This is a genomic window from Collinsella sp. An307 (assembly GCF_002161805.1).
Taxonomy (GTDB): domain Bacteria; phylum Actinomycetota; class Coriobacteriia; order Coriobacteriales; family Coriobacteriaceae; genus Coprousia.
This window is the reverse complement of record NZ_NFIP01000001.1, coordinates 89,427-105,268: the sequence shown is the minus strand read 5'-3', so window position 1 is coordinate 105,268 and position 15,842 is coordinate 89,427. Positions and strand designations below refer to the sequence as shown.

At 65.9% G+C, this 15,842-nt stretch carries 10 protein-coding genes and 1 tRNA gene; 1 reads left to right on the top strand and 10 read right to left on the bottom strand.

Features of this window, described 5'->3' with window-relative positions:
• Window positions 1–2 precede the first annotated feature (2 nt).
• The gene (locus tag B5F89_RS00420) at window positions 3–980 is read right to left on the bottom strand and encodes a hypothetical protein (RefSeq protein WP_087429841.1); all 978 of its coding nucleotides are present in this window, start codon (window positions 978–980) and stop codon (window positions 3–5) included.
• Window positions 981–1,217: 237 nt separating this feature from the next.
• Between B5F89_RS00420 and B5F89_RS00415 the strand changes: the two genes are divergently transcribed.
• Window positions 1,218–2,396, top strand: coding sequence for a cation diffusion facilitator family transporter (locus B5F89_RS00415; RefSeq protein WP_087429840.1), 1,179 nt, complete (start codon window positions 1,218–1,220; stop codon window positions 2,394–2,396).
• A 127-nt stretch (window positions 2,397–2,523) separates the two neighbouring features.
• On the opposite strand, the gene B5F89_RS00410 is transcribed toward B5F89_RS00415, so the two are convergent.
• The 9 genes from B5F89_RS00410 to B5F89_RS00370 form a co-directional block, all read right to left on the bottom strand.
• Window positions 2,524–3,081: a ferritin family protein gene (locus B5F89_RS00410; RefSeq protein ID WP_087429839.1), complete on the bottom strand. Its 558-nt coding sequence runs from the start codon at window positions 3,079–3,081 to the stop codon at window positions 2,524–2,526.
• A 188-nt stretch (window positions 3,082–3,269) separates the two neighbouring features.
• A tRNA-Leu gene (locus tag B5F89_RS00405) sits at window positions 3,270–3,356 on the bottom strand.
• Between the two features lie 44 nt (window positions 3,357–3,400).
• On the bottom strand, window positions 3,401–4,855 hold the full coding sequence (locus B5F89_RS00400; protein ID WP_239286602.1) for a transglutaminase-like domain-containing protein: 1,455 nt from the start codon (window positions 4,853–4,855) through the stop codon (window positions 3,401–3,403).
• 197 nt (window positions 4,856–5,052) lie between these two features.
• On the bottom strand, window positions 5,053–5,919 hold the full coding sequence (gene fba, locus B5F89_RS00395) for a class II fructose-1,6-bisphosphate aldolase (protein WP_087429837.1): 867 nt from the start codon (window positions 5,917–5,919) through the stop codon (window positions 5,053–5,055).
• 121 nt (window positions 5,920–6,040) lie between these two features.
• Window positions 6,041–7,537, bottom strand: coding sequence for a family 1 glycosylhydrolase (locus B5F89_RS00390; protein ID WP_087429836.1), 1,497 nt, complete (start codon window positions 7,535–7,537; stop codon window positions 6,041–6,043).
• 45 nt (window positions 7,538–7,582) lie between these two features.
• The gene (locus tag B5F89_RS00385; RefSeq protein ID WP_087429835.1) at window positions 7,583–8,263 is read right to left on the bottom strand and encodes an MBL fold metallo-hydrolase; all 681 of its coding nucleotides are present in this window, start codon (window positions 8,261–8,263) and stop codon (window positions 7,583–7,585) included.
• A 3-nt stretch (window positions 8,264–8,266) separates the two neighbouring features.
• Window positions 8,267–10,615 carry a bifunctional (p)ppGpp synthetase/guanosine-3',5'-bis(diphosphate) 3'-pyrophosphohydrolase gene (locus tag B5F89_RS00380; protein ID WP_087429834.1) on the bottom strand — a complete coding sequence of 783 codons (2,349 nt, stop codon included), beginning with the start codon at window positions 10,613–10,615 and terminating at the stop codon, window positions 8,267–8,269.
• Window positions 10,616–10,645: 30 nt separating this feature from the next.
• Window positions 10,646–14,014 carry a single-stranded-DNA-specific exonuclease RecJ gene (gene recJ, locus B5F89_RS00375; RefSeq protein WP_087429833.1) on the bottom strand — a complete coding sequence of 1,123 codons (3,369 nt, stop codon included), beginning with the start codon at window positions 14,012–14,014 and terminating at the stop codon, window positions 10,646–10,648.
• 431 nt (window positions 14,015–14,445) lie between these two features.
• A complete protein-coding gene (locus B5F89_RS00370) occupies window positions 14,446–15,840 on the bottom strand; it encodes a GNAT family N-acetyltransferase (RefSeq protein WP_087429832.1) in 1,395 nt (464 codons plus the stop codon).
• Window positions 15,841–15,842: the final 2 nt, after the last annotated feature.

The following is a 15,842-nucleotide window of genomic DNA, read 5'->3' as shown; positions in this document are numbered from 1 at the left end:
ACTCAGCGCAGAGCGTTCGTCCAGGCACGGCGCCCCCGATCATCCACGCACTCAAAGCGAATGTACGTCTCGGTTCCCTTGAGCGCAAACTCCGCGCGGGTGAGGCGCTCGCCCGCCGGTGCGATGCGCGCGACGTTGCCGCCAATGGGCCCTCCCGCAACGAGGACAATGCGCTCACACGGGTCACATTCGATCCACGCGACACCGTGGTCTACCCCAAACTGGTGAATCTTAGGTCCCGAACTCGCGTAATAAGCACCCTCGATAAGAGCGCGAACGATTGCGTCGCGCGTGAGCTCAGGCGCCGCGACCACGATCCAACCGCCAAAAACGTCATCAAAATCAACCGTGTGGTGCGAATCATCTGCAGCGATACCGCCCAGGCGGGCGCCATGGCGCAGCATAAGATCCCAGAAAACGGTGTCCTCGCCTTCGGCGGCTTCGTTCACCGTGTCATAATTGAAGACCTCGATTCCGATAATGTTATCGAGCCCCATCACGTCTGCGGGCGCTACCCTGCTCCAGATGGGATGGTTGTAAATCGCAATGCAACCGCGGTCGGTAAGACGCGCCACAAGCTCGCGAGCGGCGGCAGCGCCGTCCCATGAGCCAAAGTAGCAGAGCGGCTCGAGACGCTCGCCGTCGTGAAACCGACTAGGGGCAGCGGCGACCATCTCGTCGGTACCGAGAATGCCCGTCATATGGTGACACGCTAGCAGCGCAGTGCGCGCCTCATCCGCATAGAGGTACGCCGACGCCTCGATAGCGGGCAGCACGATGAAACCGTCGGTGTCGTAGGCACCAGCTGGATCAGTGAAGTAATCGTGGTCGGTCAGGCACAGAAACGCATAGCCGTGCGCGCGGAAGTCCTCTGCCACCGCCTCAGGCGCGAGACGTCCGTCCGAATTGGTGGAATGGGCGTGCGTGTTGCCCCGAAAACGTGGCAGGCCCTCGGGAAGGCCCTGCTGGTCTGGAATCATGAATCACCTTTCAGCCAACTACGAGAACGTGACGATGCAACGACATGATACTCACGCGCCGAGCAAGGTGGAGACGACAAAACGCGCCCGCCGACAAGGCGCAACGCGTGTGTGACAAAACAAGCCGGTGGCGCTCTTGTATGGCGCGATGGCGCGGCTTGTACTATCGTAGCATGGCACACCATCGCCGCGCGGCTGCCCAGCGCCCGCGCGGCGTCTCATATTGAAGGAGACCTCATGATCGATTGGCTCATCGGCCACTTTGTACCCGGCGCCGAGAACACCCAGGACCCCGCCGTCCGCACCCGCTATGGCCAGTTTGCGGGCACCGTGGGCATCATCTGCAACGTCGCCCTCTGCCTTGCCAAGGGCGCGGTGGGCCTCATCTCGGGCTCGGTCTCCATCGTCGCCGATGCGGTGAACAACCTCTCGGACGCCTCGTCCAACATCATCAGCCTGCTTGGCTTCAAGCTGGCAAGCCGCCCCGCCGACCCCGAGCATCCTTACGGCCATGGCCGCTACGAGTACCTCTCGGGCCTCATCGTGGCGGCGCTCGTGCTTGCCATTGGCTTTGAGCTTATCAAGTCCTCGATCGAGAAGATCCTCTCGCCCACCCCGGTCGAGTTCTCGGCCGCGCTCGTGGTCGTGCTTGTTCTCTCGATTGTCGTGAAGCTCTGGATGGCTGTCTTCAACCGCACCATCGGACACCGCATTGGCTCCGAGACGCTCGAGGCAACCGCGGTGGACTCGCGCAACGACGTCATCTCGACGGGCGCGGTACTCGCCTCCGCCGTTATTGCGCACCTGACCGGGCTCGACCTCGACGGCTGGGTGGGTACCGCCGTGGGCCTCTTTATCCTGTGGAGCGGTATTGGCCTTGTGCGCGAGACGGTGAACCCGCTCCTTGGGCAAGCGCCCTCCGCCGAGCTCATCGAGCATATCCGGAAGAAGATCATGAGCTACCCCGGCGTGCTCGGCACCCACGACCTCATGGTGCACGACTACGGCCCGGGCCGGCAGTTTGCAAGCGCGCACGTGGAGATGGCCGCCGAGGCGAACCCTATGGAGAGCCACGACCTTATCGATAACATCGAGCAGGATTTTAAGACCGAGGACCGCATGATCGTGACCCTGCACTACGATCCCATCGTCACCGACGACCCCGAGGTGAACGACATGCGCAACTGGATCAACCAGGCCGTGAAGATCATCGACCCGCGCCTCTCGATCCACGACCTGAGGACCGTCCCCGGCCCCACGCACTCCAACGTGATTTTCGATTGCGTGCGGCCGCACGACCTTGCCATCACCGAGAGCCAGCTCAAGCGCCGCATCGACGACATCGTGCGCGACCACTATCCGAGCTGCCGCTGCGTCATCACCGTTGACGAGAGCTACGTGAGCTCGGAGCAGTAGAGCGAGCGGGATTAGCAGCCTTTCTGCGACGGCAAATCCGCAGGCAACGAAAGAAGGGTGCGCCCCGACCGATCCGGAGCGCACCCTTTGCGTTGCGCGGATATGTTGCTAAGCGCGTGAGCGGCTCTTAGCCGAAGTAGCGCTGAAGCAGACCGGCGAAGGCCTTGCCGTGGCGGGCCTCGTCACGAGCCATCTCGTGCACGGTGTCGTGGATGGCATCGAGGTTAGCAGCCTTGGCACGCTTGGCGAGGTCGAACTTGCCAGCGGTGGCGCCGTTCTCGGCCTCGACGCGCATCTCGAGGTTCTTCTTGGTGGAGTCGGTCACGACCTCGCCGAGGAGCTCGGCGAACTTAGCGGCGTGCTCGGCCTCCTCGAAGGCGGCCTTCTCCCAATAGAGGCCGATCTCGGGATAGCCCTCGCGATGGGCCACGCGGGCCATAGCGAGGTACATGCCGACCTCGGAGCACTCGCCCTCGAAGTTGGCGCGCAGGTCAGCCACGATGTCCTCGGGGACCTCGGGGAGCGAGCCGACGCCCACGACGTGCTCGGCAGCCCAGGTCATCTCGCCGCCCATCTTGGTGAAGCGGTCGCCGGAGACGCCGCACTGGGGGCACTTGAAATCGACGGGAAGCTCCTCGCCGTCGAACTCCTCAACATAACCGCAGACAGGGCAAACGAACTTCATGGTGTTCTCCTTTTCGTTGCAGGTACCAGACGGTTTTAGCCTCGCCCGAACGGGTCCTCTCGAGGCGTGTCGCTAGCTTAACACATCGTCAGCTGCGTCTGGACGAGAAATTGATACTATTTTTATAACCAATACCGAATGGGCGGAATGCAAACGCAAAAGGGCCCCGAAGGGCCCTTGGGTTTGCGTGGTGCCTGAGGAGAGACTCGAACTCTCACGATGTCGCCATCGGTGGATTTTGAGTCCACTGCGTCTGCCAATTCCGCCACTCAGGCTTTTCGCCGGACTATCGTACCACAACACATCGGTGCTGCCGGCATTAAACCTCGCGCATCTCGATGAGCTCCACGGCGCGGCGCATCTCGCGCACGTCGAGGCCGCGGCCGTCCACACTCGCCTCCCCCATTTGGTTGTCGTAGGGGTCCCATCGCACGCCATCCGCCGGCGGGTCGAGCTCCGCCTGGAAGGCGCGGTTGGCGACCATGCGCCACGGGTCAAGGTTGCCAAAATGATGGCGCCGGCGCTCCTCATCGCCCGCGCGGCGTGCCGAGGAACCAAAGGAGCAGTCCGCCCAGAGCCAACCCGCCTCGGGCGTGTAGAAGCGCGCCCAGTCATGCGGACCCACGTGGTCGCAGGCAACGTAGAGGCCGCTCTCCCAGCGCGCGGGCACGCCGGCGATCCGGCAGAGCGTGATGAAGGTGAGGGCAAAGATGCCGCAGTCTGCCCGCAGCGATTTGGCGCAGGAGTCGGCGATGGCGTCGAGCTGCGCGTAGGCGGGCTGGTAGCGGTAGTCGACGTGGCGGGTCACGTAGTCGTAGATGGCGCGCGCCCGGTCGAGCGGACGGTCGATGCCCTCCACGAGCGACGCGGCGAGCGCACGCAGATAGGGCGTGAACGCGATGTGCGGGCGGAACTCGGCGAGGTCCTCGGGCGTGGGCTCGGGGTCGCTACCGATGCGCTCCGTCTGCCGCACGTCGCCCGCCCAGGCGTCAACGTAGGGGGCACGGGCGCGGTAGCGGTAGGTGACCGTGAACGAACGAAGGGTATCGGACTCCCAGAAGGCCGTGCGCGCCGGTGCGGTCGCGGGCGCGATGCGTGCGCCGGGCGTGGCGTCGAGAATCTCGATGTCGCCCTGCAGTGCGCAAGCAGCGGGAAGCGGCAACCAGGCGCGAACGGTCTCGCCCGGCAGTGCTGCGGGCACCTCGAGGATTGCGCGAAGCGTTATCTCGCGCTCGGCGGCACCCTCCGCGCGCATGGAAGCGAGCATGCGGTCGCGCGTAGCGGTGTCGAGCGGCGGCTCGGGTGCAAGACCGGGCACCTCGGCGGGGTAGACACGCAGCGAATCGAGGAAGTTTCCGAGTACGCAGAGCTCGCCGTCTACGTAGCGCCAGTCGATGCGGCCGCGGGCGATAAGGTCGTCGAAGGCCTGCTCGGTAAAGTCGGGCCACTCGCGGCGGATCTGGGCGATGGCCGAGGCGCGCGGCACGCAGAAGTCCTCGGCAAGGCGGCCCATGCGGTGGCGCTCGGCGCGCAGGCACGCCGCCAGTTCGCGCTCGCAGCCCGCCTCAAGCAGGCGCGTGCACGCATCGCGAGCCTCGGTAAGGTGCCCGGCCGCCTTTAGGCGCGCAATCTCGGGCGGAAGCCCGATATCGAGATAGCGGAAATCGTCGTTGGACACCTCATCGGTGAACCCCACCGGTCCCTCGCAGACAAGCTCGCCCGCCTCGGGATAAACCGTCTCAACCGCCACAGCAGCCTCTCCCCCCTCACTCATAACGCCGTCGCCCGCAACACAGAAGGACCCCGCAGGGCTTCCTTCGCAGACAGCGTCTTTTCTAGCCTACCGCAACCGGTCTCCTGAAACGCGGGAATCCCCCGAGAGATTCCCTAAGCGAACATTCCGCAGGCCAAAGGCCGAGGGCGTTCGCGTGGGAACTCTCGGGGGATTCCACCAAGGGTTTCAGTCAGACCTTACGCCTTGTTGGTAGAGCCGAACTCCTCCATGAGGTCCTTGGTCTTCTCGACGATGGCGTCGCGACCGGGCTTGAGGAGCTTGCGCGGGTCGAAACCCTTGCCCTCGAGGTCCTTGCCAGCCTCGACGTACTTGCGGGTAGCCGCAGCAAAGACGAGCTGGAGATCGGTGTTGACGTTGATCTTGGAAACGCCGAGGGAGATGGCCTTCTGAATCTGGTCGACCGGGATGCCGGAGCCGCCGTGGAGAACGAGCGGCAGGTCGCCGACCTGCTCCTTGATCTCACCGAGACGCTCGAAGGAAAGACCGGCCCAATCCTCGGGGTACACGCCGTGGATGTTGCCGATGCCGCAGGCGAGGAAGTCGACGCCCAGGTCGGCAATCTGCTTGCACTCAGCCGGATCGGCGAGCTCGCCGTTGGAGGTCACGCCGTCCTCGGTGCCGCCGATGCCGCCGACCTCAGCCTCGATGGAGAGGCCCTTGGAGTGGGCGAGCTCGACGAGCTCCTTGGTGCGGTCGAGGTTGAGCTGGAAGGTCTCCTCGTGGGAGCCGTCGTACATGATGGAGGTGAAGCCAGCCTCGATGGCCTTGAAGCAGTCCTCATACGAACCGTGATCGAGGTGGAGCGCCACGGGAATGGTCACGCCGCTAGCCTCGACGGCGGCCTTGACCATGTCGGCGCAGACCTTGAAGCCGCCCATCCACTTAGCGGCACCAGCGGTGCACTGGATGATCAGCGGGCTCTTGGCCTCCTCGGCGGCCTGGAGAAGGGCGAGGGTCCACTCCAGGTTGTTGGTGTTGAAGGCGCCGAGCGCGTACTTGCCGGCCTCAGCCTTCTTGAGCATCTCTGCTGCATTGACGAGCATATAAAACCTCCCAAAACTAGGGTTGCCCAAAGACGCTATTAGTGTACCACGGCGCGGGGGCCTCTCGGCGGCAAGGCGTCCCATTCCGCGAGTGGTAATCCGAGCGGTGGACGCGAGCGTGCTACTCGGCCGAGAGGTCCGCCCCGTTGGTGGCGATGACCTTCTGATACCACCAGAAGCTGTCCTTGCGCAGACGGTCGTAGGTGCCTTGGCAGTGATCGTCGGCATCCACGTACACAAACCCGTAGCGCTTGGACATCTGGTTGGTGGAGTTTGACACCAAGTCGATCGGCGCCCACGAGGTGTAGCCCATAAGCTCGACGCCGTCCTCCAAAATCGCCTTTTTGGCCTCGGCCAGATGCGCCGAGAGATAGTCGATACGGTAATCGTCGTGAATGCGGCCCTCGTCATCCGGCTCCTCGCGCACGCCGATGCCGTTCTCTACGATGAACAGCGGTTTGCGGTAGCGGTCGTAGAGGTCGATGAGCGACACGCGCAGCCCCACCGGGTCGATCTGCCAGCCCCACTCAGACGAAGGCAGATACGGATTCTTGACACCTGTGGTGGTGTTTGCCTCGGTCACCTCGAGCCCTTTGGCCTCTCCCGCGGCGCAGCTCGACATGTAATAGCTAAACGACACGAAGTCGACCGGGTTCTCGCGCATCACTTGCGCATCGCCCGGCTCCTGGTGAATCTCGACCCCGCGATTCTTATAGTCGTTCAACAGGTAGTGCGGGTAGGCGCCAAAGACCTGCACGTCACCGTAACAGTACGTCTCGCGCATGCGCCGCTGCGCGGCGAGGACGTCGTCGGCCTTGCAGGTATACGGGTAGAACGTCACCTTGGTGAGCATGCAGCCCACCTTGGAGCCGGGAATGTTCTCGTGGCAGATCTTGGTCGCCCGCGCGCTCGCCACAAACTGGTGGTGCATCGCCTGGCGCACCACAGCGGGAAACTCCTCGGGCGTCCAGCGGCTCTCGATAAGGCCACCGGTCATGAAAGGGTGACGCAGAATCGAGTCCACCTCGTTGAAAGTGAGCCAGTACTTGACCTTGCCGGCATAGCGGCGGGTGATGACGTCGACGTAGCGGCAGAAGAAGTCGATGGAGCGGCGATCGTACCATCCGTTGTACTCGCGGCAGAAGGCGAGCGGCGGCTCGTAGTGGCTCATGGTGACAAGCGGCTCGATGCCGTGCTTGGCGCATTCGTCAAAAACGCGTTCGTAGAAGGCGAGGCCCTCCTCGCAGGGCTCCTGCTCGTCGCCGCGCGGGAAGATGCGGCTCCAGGCGATGGACATGCGGTAGACCTTGAAGCCCATCTCGGCGTAGAGGGCGATGTCCTCGGCGTAGCGGTGGTAGAAGTCCGCGCCGCGGCGCTTGGGGTAGCGCGTGTCATCGTCTGCGGCGAGCGCCTCGTCGATATCAGCGTCGGTCACGTCACAGTTGGCGTGGATATCCGCCCCGCTCGTGGCGTTGTTGGGGTCGCGAAACGCGAATACGTCGGCGGCAGAGATGCCCTTGCCGCCTTCGTTCCAGCCGCCCTCGCACTGGTTTGCCGCGGTGGCGCCGCCCCAGAGGAAGCCCTCGGGAAACGCTGTGCCGTGATGCGTGTCAGCCATGGCCTCTCCTATCGCGCGTTTGCATACGTCCTGCTGCGCCGCACCCTACCAGGCGGCGCCCATGAACGGGTTGGTAGCGAGCTCGCGCTCGACCGTGGTGGAGGGGCCGTGCCCCACAAGGCAGAGCGTCTCGCGCGGCAAAAGCTCGCCCAGGCGCGCAAGCGATGCCTGGATGGCGCGCTCATCGCCACCAGCGAGGTCGGTGCGGCCGTGGCTCCCGGGGAAGAGCGTGTCGCCCACAAAGGCTATTGCTCCGCCCTCGGCAGCGCAGAAGAGCACGACCCCGCCCGGCGTGTGCCCGGGGGTGGCGATGACCTGGAGTGCGGCGGTACCGAAGGGGATGGTGTCACCCTCGCCGATGAGGCGGTCGGGCGCGCCGGGGTCCTCGGTCTCGATGCCCCAGGCGCTACGCTGGTGCGCGATGTTCACCGCGGGCATCTGGGCGTCGTCTGCCGGCAGCAGATAGGGCACCTCGGGCCCGAGTGCACGGCGCATACCCGCCACACCGCCCACGTGGTCGGCGTGCCCGTGCGTGCACACGATGGCGACGATCCGCACTCCGGGGTGCGCGGCGGCGAAGCTCTGGGCGAGCTCCTCGCCCTCCCACGCCGGGTCGATGACGACGGCCTCGTCGCCCGAGATCGCAAAGTACGTGTTGGTCTCGATGGGCCCGTTCACCACATAGGAAATGTCGACCGGACCGCAAGGCGTCAAATCAAGCTGCATGGTCTACCCTATCCGCTTCATCTGGCTCGCACCCTCGCCCGGCTTCAGACGGCGCGCATCGTAGACGCTGTCGACCCGGCTGATAGCGGCGAGCAAGGGGTCGAGGCCGCTCGCGTCGGAGATCTCCACCAAAAAGCGCAGCACGGCCACGCCGTCGCGGTTTGTGGAGGTAGCGGCGGAGAGGATGTTCGCCCCCGCGTCGCCGATGGCGATGGTGACGTCCTTGAGAAGGCCCATGCGGTCGAGGCACTCGGCCACGATCTCCACGCGGAAGGCAGCGTCTGCCCGGGTGTCCCAGCCGACCTCGATCATGCGCTCGGGGTGCTCCATCAGGCCCTTCACGTTGGGGCAGTCCGCCCGGTGGACCGAGACGCCGCGACCGCGGGTAATAAAGCCCACGATGTCGTCGCCCATAACGGGGTTGCAGCAGTGTGCGAGGCGCACGAGCAGGCCAGAGTCGGACGAACCCTTGACCACCACGGCAGAGCCGCCCTTGCCGCTCGTCTGCGGGCGGCGGTTGCTCCCCCGCTCGGGCGCCACCGAAACGTTGGCGGCCGCCATGGCCGGGAGCTCGGGCTTGGGGTCCAGAATCTGCTGGACGCGGTTGCCCACGAGGCGCGCCGTCTGCTTGCCGGCGCCGATGGCAGCAAAGAGGTCCTCCAGATGCTTGTAGTTGAGCTCCTCGCACACCTGGTTGAGCGCGCGCGTGGAGCGCTGGGTGGAGATGCCGTAACCGCGCTTGCGCAGGTCGCGGGAGAGCATCTCGCGGCCGGCTGCGGCGTCGTCGTCCTTGGTGGCGGCGGCAAAGTAGCGGCGAATCTTCGAGCGCGCCGAAGGGGTCTTGACAAGCGCCAGCCAGTCGCGCGAGGGCTTGGCGTTCTTGTTGGTGAGAATCTCGACCCGGTCACCCATCTGCAGCTCGTGGGTGAGCGGCGCCACCACGCCGTTGACTTTGGCGCCCACGCAGTGGTTTCCCACCTCGGTATGGATGGTGTAGGCAAAGTCGAGCGGGGTGGAGCCCGCGCGCAGGTTCATGATCTCGCCCTTGGGGGTGAAGACAAAGATCTCCTGGTCGTAGAGGTCGACCTTGAGCGAGTGCAAGAACTCCTTGGGGTCGTCAATCTCGTCGGAGGCCGCCCAGTCGAGCGTGTGCTTGAGCATGTTGATCTGCTCGTCCAGACGCTGCTGGTCGCCCGTCTTGGTAGCGCTCGAGCCACCCGAGCGCTTGTAGAGCCAGTGCGCGGCGATACCGTACTCGGCCTGCTCGTGCATCTCGTAGGTGCGGATCTGGATCTCGAGCGGGCGCGCCGTGGGGCCAATAACCGTGGTGTGCAGCGACTGGTAGTTGTTGAGCTTGGGGTTGGCGATGTAGTCCTTAAAGCGGCCGGGCATGGGGTGCCAAAGCGCGTGCACCGCGCCGAGCGCCGAGTAGCAGTCGCCCACGGTATGGCAGATGACGCGCATGGCCACGAGGTCGTAAATCTCGGAGAACTCCTTGCCCTTGCGACGCATCTTCTGGTAGATCGACCAGTAGTGCTTGGAGCGGCCGTTGATCTGGAAGCCCTCGAGTCCGGCGTCTTTGAGCTCGTCGGTAAGCGTCTTGATGGTCTCGGCGAGGTAGCGCTCGCGCACCTCGCGGCTCTCTGCCACCATGCGGGCGATGCGCTGGTAGGCCTCGGGCTCCAGGTAGAAGAACGAGAGGTCCTCGAGCTCCCACTTGATGGAGCTCATGCCCAGGCGGTCGGCGAGCGGCGCGTAAACGTCCATGGTCTCGCGCGCCTTGAAGCGGCGGCGGTCCTCGCGCAGCGCCGCGAGCGTCCGCATGTTGTGCAGGCGGTCGGCAAGCTTGACGATGATGACGCGGATGTCCTTCGACATGGCGAGAAACATCTTGCGCAGGTTGAGCGCCTGCTTCTCGTCCATGTTGTCGACCTCGATATTGGTGAGCTTGGTGACGCCGTCCACGAGGCCCGCCACGGTCTCGCCAAAGATACCCTTAACGTCCGCGAGCGAGACCTCGGTATCCTCCACCGTGTCGTGCAGAAGCGCGGCGCAGACCACATCGGAGTCCATCTTGAGCTCGGCCAAGATGACCGCGACCTCAACGGGATGGTTGATGTAGGGCTCGCCGGAGCGGCGGCGCTGCGCGCTGTGCTTCTCGGCCGCAAAGCAGTAGGCATGCTCCACAAGGGCGCAGTCCTCCTCACTCATGTACTTGCGGCAAAGCGAGGCGAGCTCGTCCCAGTCGTCGGCGCAGATCTCGGGCGGGAGGTCGTCGGCATGCGTATAGTGGACCATCTGGGCAGAAGACGTGAGCGACGCATCGTGCGCGGCACGCGTTGCAGCATCCATGGCGACCCTCTTTTCCTTATGCGGACCCCTCTAGTTTGCAGGCGTTATGGGGTGGGCTATTCGGCTAAGCATATCACGAGCCGAGGCGTCGAGCGCCCAGCTTCGGAAGGTTGTAAACGCAAGGCGGGCGCGCAGGCCCTCGAGGTAGCGCACCGACGAGGTGAGCGCCATGTGACCCGGGTTCTCGCTCATCTCGATACGGCGGCCGTCGTCGAATCCGGTCACGCGCGCAAAACCAAGCTCCTCGAAGATCTTGATGCCGCTCGCCACGGCGCGCTCGTCCACCACCTCGCGCGCGTCGATAGCGCGGCACATGCTCGCGATGTCAAGGTCGCTCGCCAAGAAGGCGCTCTCCCCCGTCTTGCCGCGGTGGCTGCGCCACATGGTCTGGAGCGCCCGGTAGAGGACCACGAGCTCGCCGCGTTCGGGCGAGGCCGCCTCGAGCAGGCGCTCGTTGATGCGTGCGTCGCGGGCGGAGTACATGACGTGGATGAGGGCCCGCTCGCCATCGCGTCCGGCGCGGCCGCTCATCTGGTTGAACGCGGTCGCCGAGAAGGGCATGTGGTAGAGGACCACGTGCCGGATATCGGGCAGGTTCACGCCTTCGCCAAAGGCCGAGGTAGAGACGATGCAGGTGAGCGCGCCTGTGCGGAAGGCCTCCTCCACGCGGGCGCGAGTGGTGCGGTCGAGCCCGCCGTTGTAAAAGCCGATGGCGCCGCCGAGCCCGGGCACGCGCTGGCGAAGCGTGCGCGCGAGCGCGACCGTCTGCTCGCGGGAGTTGACGTAGACGACGCACTTCTCCCCCGTCGCCACGATGGAGACAAGGCGGTTCTCGCGGCTCGGCAGGTCGCGGTCGTCCTCGATCTCTAGGTTGGGACGATCGGCGTCGTCGACCACCGTGTTCTCAATACCCAGAAGCCGGCAGATCGAGGCGGCGGTGGCGCCGTCTGCCGTGGCCGTGACGGCAAGCACCGTCGGGTGCGCGAGCGCGTCGAGCACGTCCGGCAGATCGAGGTAGGCGCTGCGCTCGCCGCGCGGCGCGTCTGCGATGTGGTGCGCCTCGTCCACCGCGAGAAAGCCCACGCGGCGCGCGGCGGCAAAGCGGTCGCGGTGGATGGAAAGAAACTCGGGCGTGGTGAGCACGATGTCGAGGGAACCGGCCGCGAGTGCGCCAAACGTGCGCTCGCGCTCGGCCGCGTCGGTGTCGCCCGTGAGCACGCCCACTGTAACGCCCCAGGCGCCGAGGAGCTGCGCAAGATGGAAAGCCTGGTCTGAGATGAGGGCACGGAGAGGATAGACAAAGACGCTCGCCCGCCCGTGGAGAATCGCCTCGCGCACGGCGTGGACCTGGAAGATGAGCGATTTGCCACGCCCCGTTCCCATGATGGCAAGGGTGTTCGTGCCGTGTGCGAGCGCCTCAAGCGCGCGCGATTGCGCCTCGTGGGGGCGGGCGCCGTGCGTGAGCGCGTTCACGAGCGAGCGGGTGAGCTCGTCAAAGGAGAGGTTCGCGAGCATAGCGCGGCGGCTGGTTGCGGTCGCGGTGTGCGGCGCCGCGGAGCACTCCAGCGCGGCGGGCGTGCCCTTAACCGCATCTGCCACCGCGGCGCACTGCGGAGGCAGCGGCGCGTCCAGGGTTGCATCGGCGTCGTCGGCTCCTGCCGTAGCGCCCGCAGCGTCCGCGGCACCCGCGGCATCATGGCGCAGGATGTCCTTCACCATGAGCTTGGGCTTGACGCGGCCCTGCCAGTGCTCGGCCACCGCCTCAAAGACGAGGTCGACCGCGCTGTCGCAGGCAACAAGCGCGTCCACATCGGGTGCGCGGAACATGATCGCGGCCACGCTCGAGATGCCGTCGGTCGCCGTGAAGCGGATATGGTCGCCCGTGCGGCCCACGCAGGAACGGTCCGTCATGGTGACGCCCGTTGCCGCGAGAAGCGGCACGCGGTTGCCCTGGCCAAAGGGCTCGAGCCGGCTGATCTGCTCAATCGTCTCTATCGTGAGCTCGCCCAAGTCGACCGTCGCGGCGACCTCGGAGGTGTCCTCAAACGCCTCGGCGGGAAGCTCGGCCAAAACCTCGTCCAGACGCTCACGGAGAGCCGGCAGGTTCTTAGCGGGCAGGGTCACGCCCACCGCACCCGCGTGCCCGCCAAAGCGCGTTAGGAGGTCGCCGCAGCGCTCGACCGCCTCAAAGAGGTTGACCGAGCCCACTGAGCGGCCCGAGCCGCGCGCCTGGTCGCCCTCGATAGAAAAGAGCAGCGCCGGCACGTGGTAGTGGTTCACGATACGGCTCGCCACGATGCCCTTCACGCCCTCGTGCCAGCCCTCGCCGCCCACAACCACGACGCGGCCGCCGCGGTAGGTCTCCTCCACCTTGGCGAGCGCGTCCTCGGTAAGCGCCGCCTCGATGTCGCGCCGCTCCTGGTTGACGGCCTCGAGCTCCGCCGCAAGGCGGCCCGCCTCCACCGGGTCGCGCTCAAGCAGCAGGTTGAGTGCGAGCGCGGGGTCCGCCATGCGCCCGGCGGCGTTGAGACGGGGGATGAGCGAGAACGACAGGCCGTCCGCCGTGATGGTGGCAAGGTCCGCCCGGGCGAGGGCCGCGAGCGCAATGAAGCCGGGACGTGAGGTGGCGCGCATGTGGGCGATGCCGTCTGCCACGAGCGCGCGGTTCTCGGGCGTGAGCGGCATCATGTCCGACACCGTGCCGAGCGCCGCCACCTCGGTAAGACCGCGCCAGAGGTCAGGCAACCCGCGGCGCTCGCCCAGCACGTGGACGAGCTTGAGCGCCACGCCCGCACCGGCGAGCTCGCGCGAGGGGCCCTCGGAGGCGAGCTTGGGGTCGGTCACGGGCACGCCCTGGGGCACCATGTCGGACGGCTCGTGATGGTCGGTCACCACGAGGTCGATGCCGCGCTCAGCAAGGTAGGCCACCTCGTCGCGCGCCGCGATGCCGTTGTCGACCGTGATGATGAGAGTGGGCGCGCAGGTATCGATCACGCGATCGAGCGCCGCCTGCGAGAGGCCGTAGCCCTCGTCGAAGCGGTGCGGGATAAACGGGGTCACGCAAGCACCGAGGGTGCGGAGGGCCTCGGTGAGCAGACACGTGGACGTGATGCCGTCGACGTCGAAGTCGCCAAAAACCGCGATGGACTCGCCCGCGTCGAGGGCGCGCTCCACGCGCGCGGCGGCCTCGTACATACCGGGGATGATGAGCGGGTCCGCCCAATCGCGCTCAAGCGAGGGGGTGAGGAACAGCCGCCCCTCCTCCACCGAGGAGATGCCGTGCGCGACCATGATGCGCGCCACGAGCGGCGCGATGCCGAGCCCGGCGGCGAGCTCTTGGGCAAGTTGGGGGTTTTGGGGAGCTACCGCCCAGCGGTGGCTCGTTTTTAGCGATGCCATAGGAGACGTCCTTGTTGTATGGCCCGCTGCGGCGGGCCGAGCTGTTGAACATCTCCATTATACATATCGAGCGGACAAGCCCCGGCCAACACGCTGTGCGCTGCAGCCGACTAGCGCGATGCAGCCGTCCGACGATGCGAGGCCGACTGGCGATGCCCGCCGGCCCGGCGCGGTGTGGACATGTGGCACGGCGCAGCCGCCCCTCACGCCACACTAACGGGCAGATTGTGTATAGCGAAACAAATTGTGTATGGTGAAACTGAGCGAGTTTTCGGTGTTGCAAATCTCGGCAAGCTGACTACCTGCGGCGATGATGGCTTTCGATTAATTCAACCAAACTTGATAAACAGTTTCACCGCACACAATGTTTCGGTATACACAATTTGGGCAGCTTCACCGTACACAATTTGGGCAGCTTCACCGTACACATTTTAGGCGTGTCGCTCCGGCATCCCAAACCAGCACTGGACGGTGTCCACGCGGCGCAGGCCGAGCTTTGCCTGCAGCGCGCGGGACGCCTCGTTGTCGGGCGCCACATGACAGTAAGGCGTGCGGGCGGTAGCAAGAAGCTCGCCGATGAGCGCCTCCTCGAGCGCCTGGGCAAAGCCGTGGCGCCGTGCCTCGGGAAAGACCTCGAGCATGCCCATCGACGCCTCGTCGTGCTCGCCGATAAAGCCCACGAGTGCGCCGTCGGCAGCGAAGCCGCCGCGGATCCAGCCACGGGCGAGGTGGTCCTCAATGCCCGAGCGGCTGAGCAGGTTGTAGTGCGCGTCGACCACGTCTGCGGCGTCTGTGCCAAGCGGAGCGATGGTAAAGCCCTCCGGCAGCGCAACCGCACCCGTTGCCACAGGCGACGAGGCGCCCTCGTACACCCAGAGCTCGTAGCGGCCCGGATCGACCTCGGCCTCGTCGGCGCCGTCAAGAAAAATGGGCAGATAGCGGTCATCGGGCATACTCACGAGGGCGCGGTCCGGGACAAGCCCCGCCATGATGCGGGCAGCCACGTCGTCGACAGGCGCGGCAAAGTAGGCGCCGTTGCGTTTGAAGCGCACAAGCACGCCGAGGTCCTCGCCCACCGCTCGCACGGTGACCCGCCCCAAACGCAGAGGCTCGATGATGCTTAAGAAGCGCGCCGGGTCGGGCTGGGCGGCAAGCACCGCAAGCGCGCGCTCGACCGACGCGTCCGCGGCAGCGGTGCACGAGACGTCACCATCTCCCGCGGGGACTACCGCGGTGACGCCCTCAGCGCTATCCTCGCCGCAGACGTCTGCGGGGCCGCCCGCCAGGTCGAGGCGGTTCACCACCTCGTCGCGCACCTCGCCTAAAAGGGGAACCGCCACGCCGCGCTCGGTGCGCACGTAGCGAAACCCAAGCTTGTCCTGCACGCGGGCCGACTTGCGGTTGCCCACGTAGTAGCCGAGCCATACCGTGCGGATGCCGAGGGTGCGGCGCGCGTGGCCCATGAGCGCGCGAGCCGCCTCGGGCGCATAGCCGCGCCCCCAGAACGGACGGCCTATCCAATAGCCGAGCTCGCGCTCGTCCGCGCCCGTCACGTAGGCGCTCGCGTCAGCGTCCTTGAGTGCCATGGCACCCACGAGCGTACCCGCTGGCTCACCCGCGGGGCCCGCGTCACGCAGGCAGACCGCAAAGCTCCCCGGCACACGCAACACGTCGCGAATGACGCCGAGGCTCTCCTCCTCGCTCGCATGTGCAGGCCAACCCGCCGCCGGCCCCACGGCAGGATCGCTCGCAAGCGGAAAGAGCGCCGGGGCATCCACCTCGTCCCACGGCCGCAAGATAAGGCGCTGCGTTGTGATGACGGTCACGT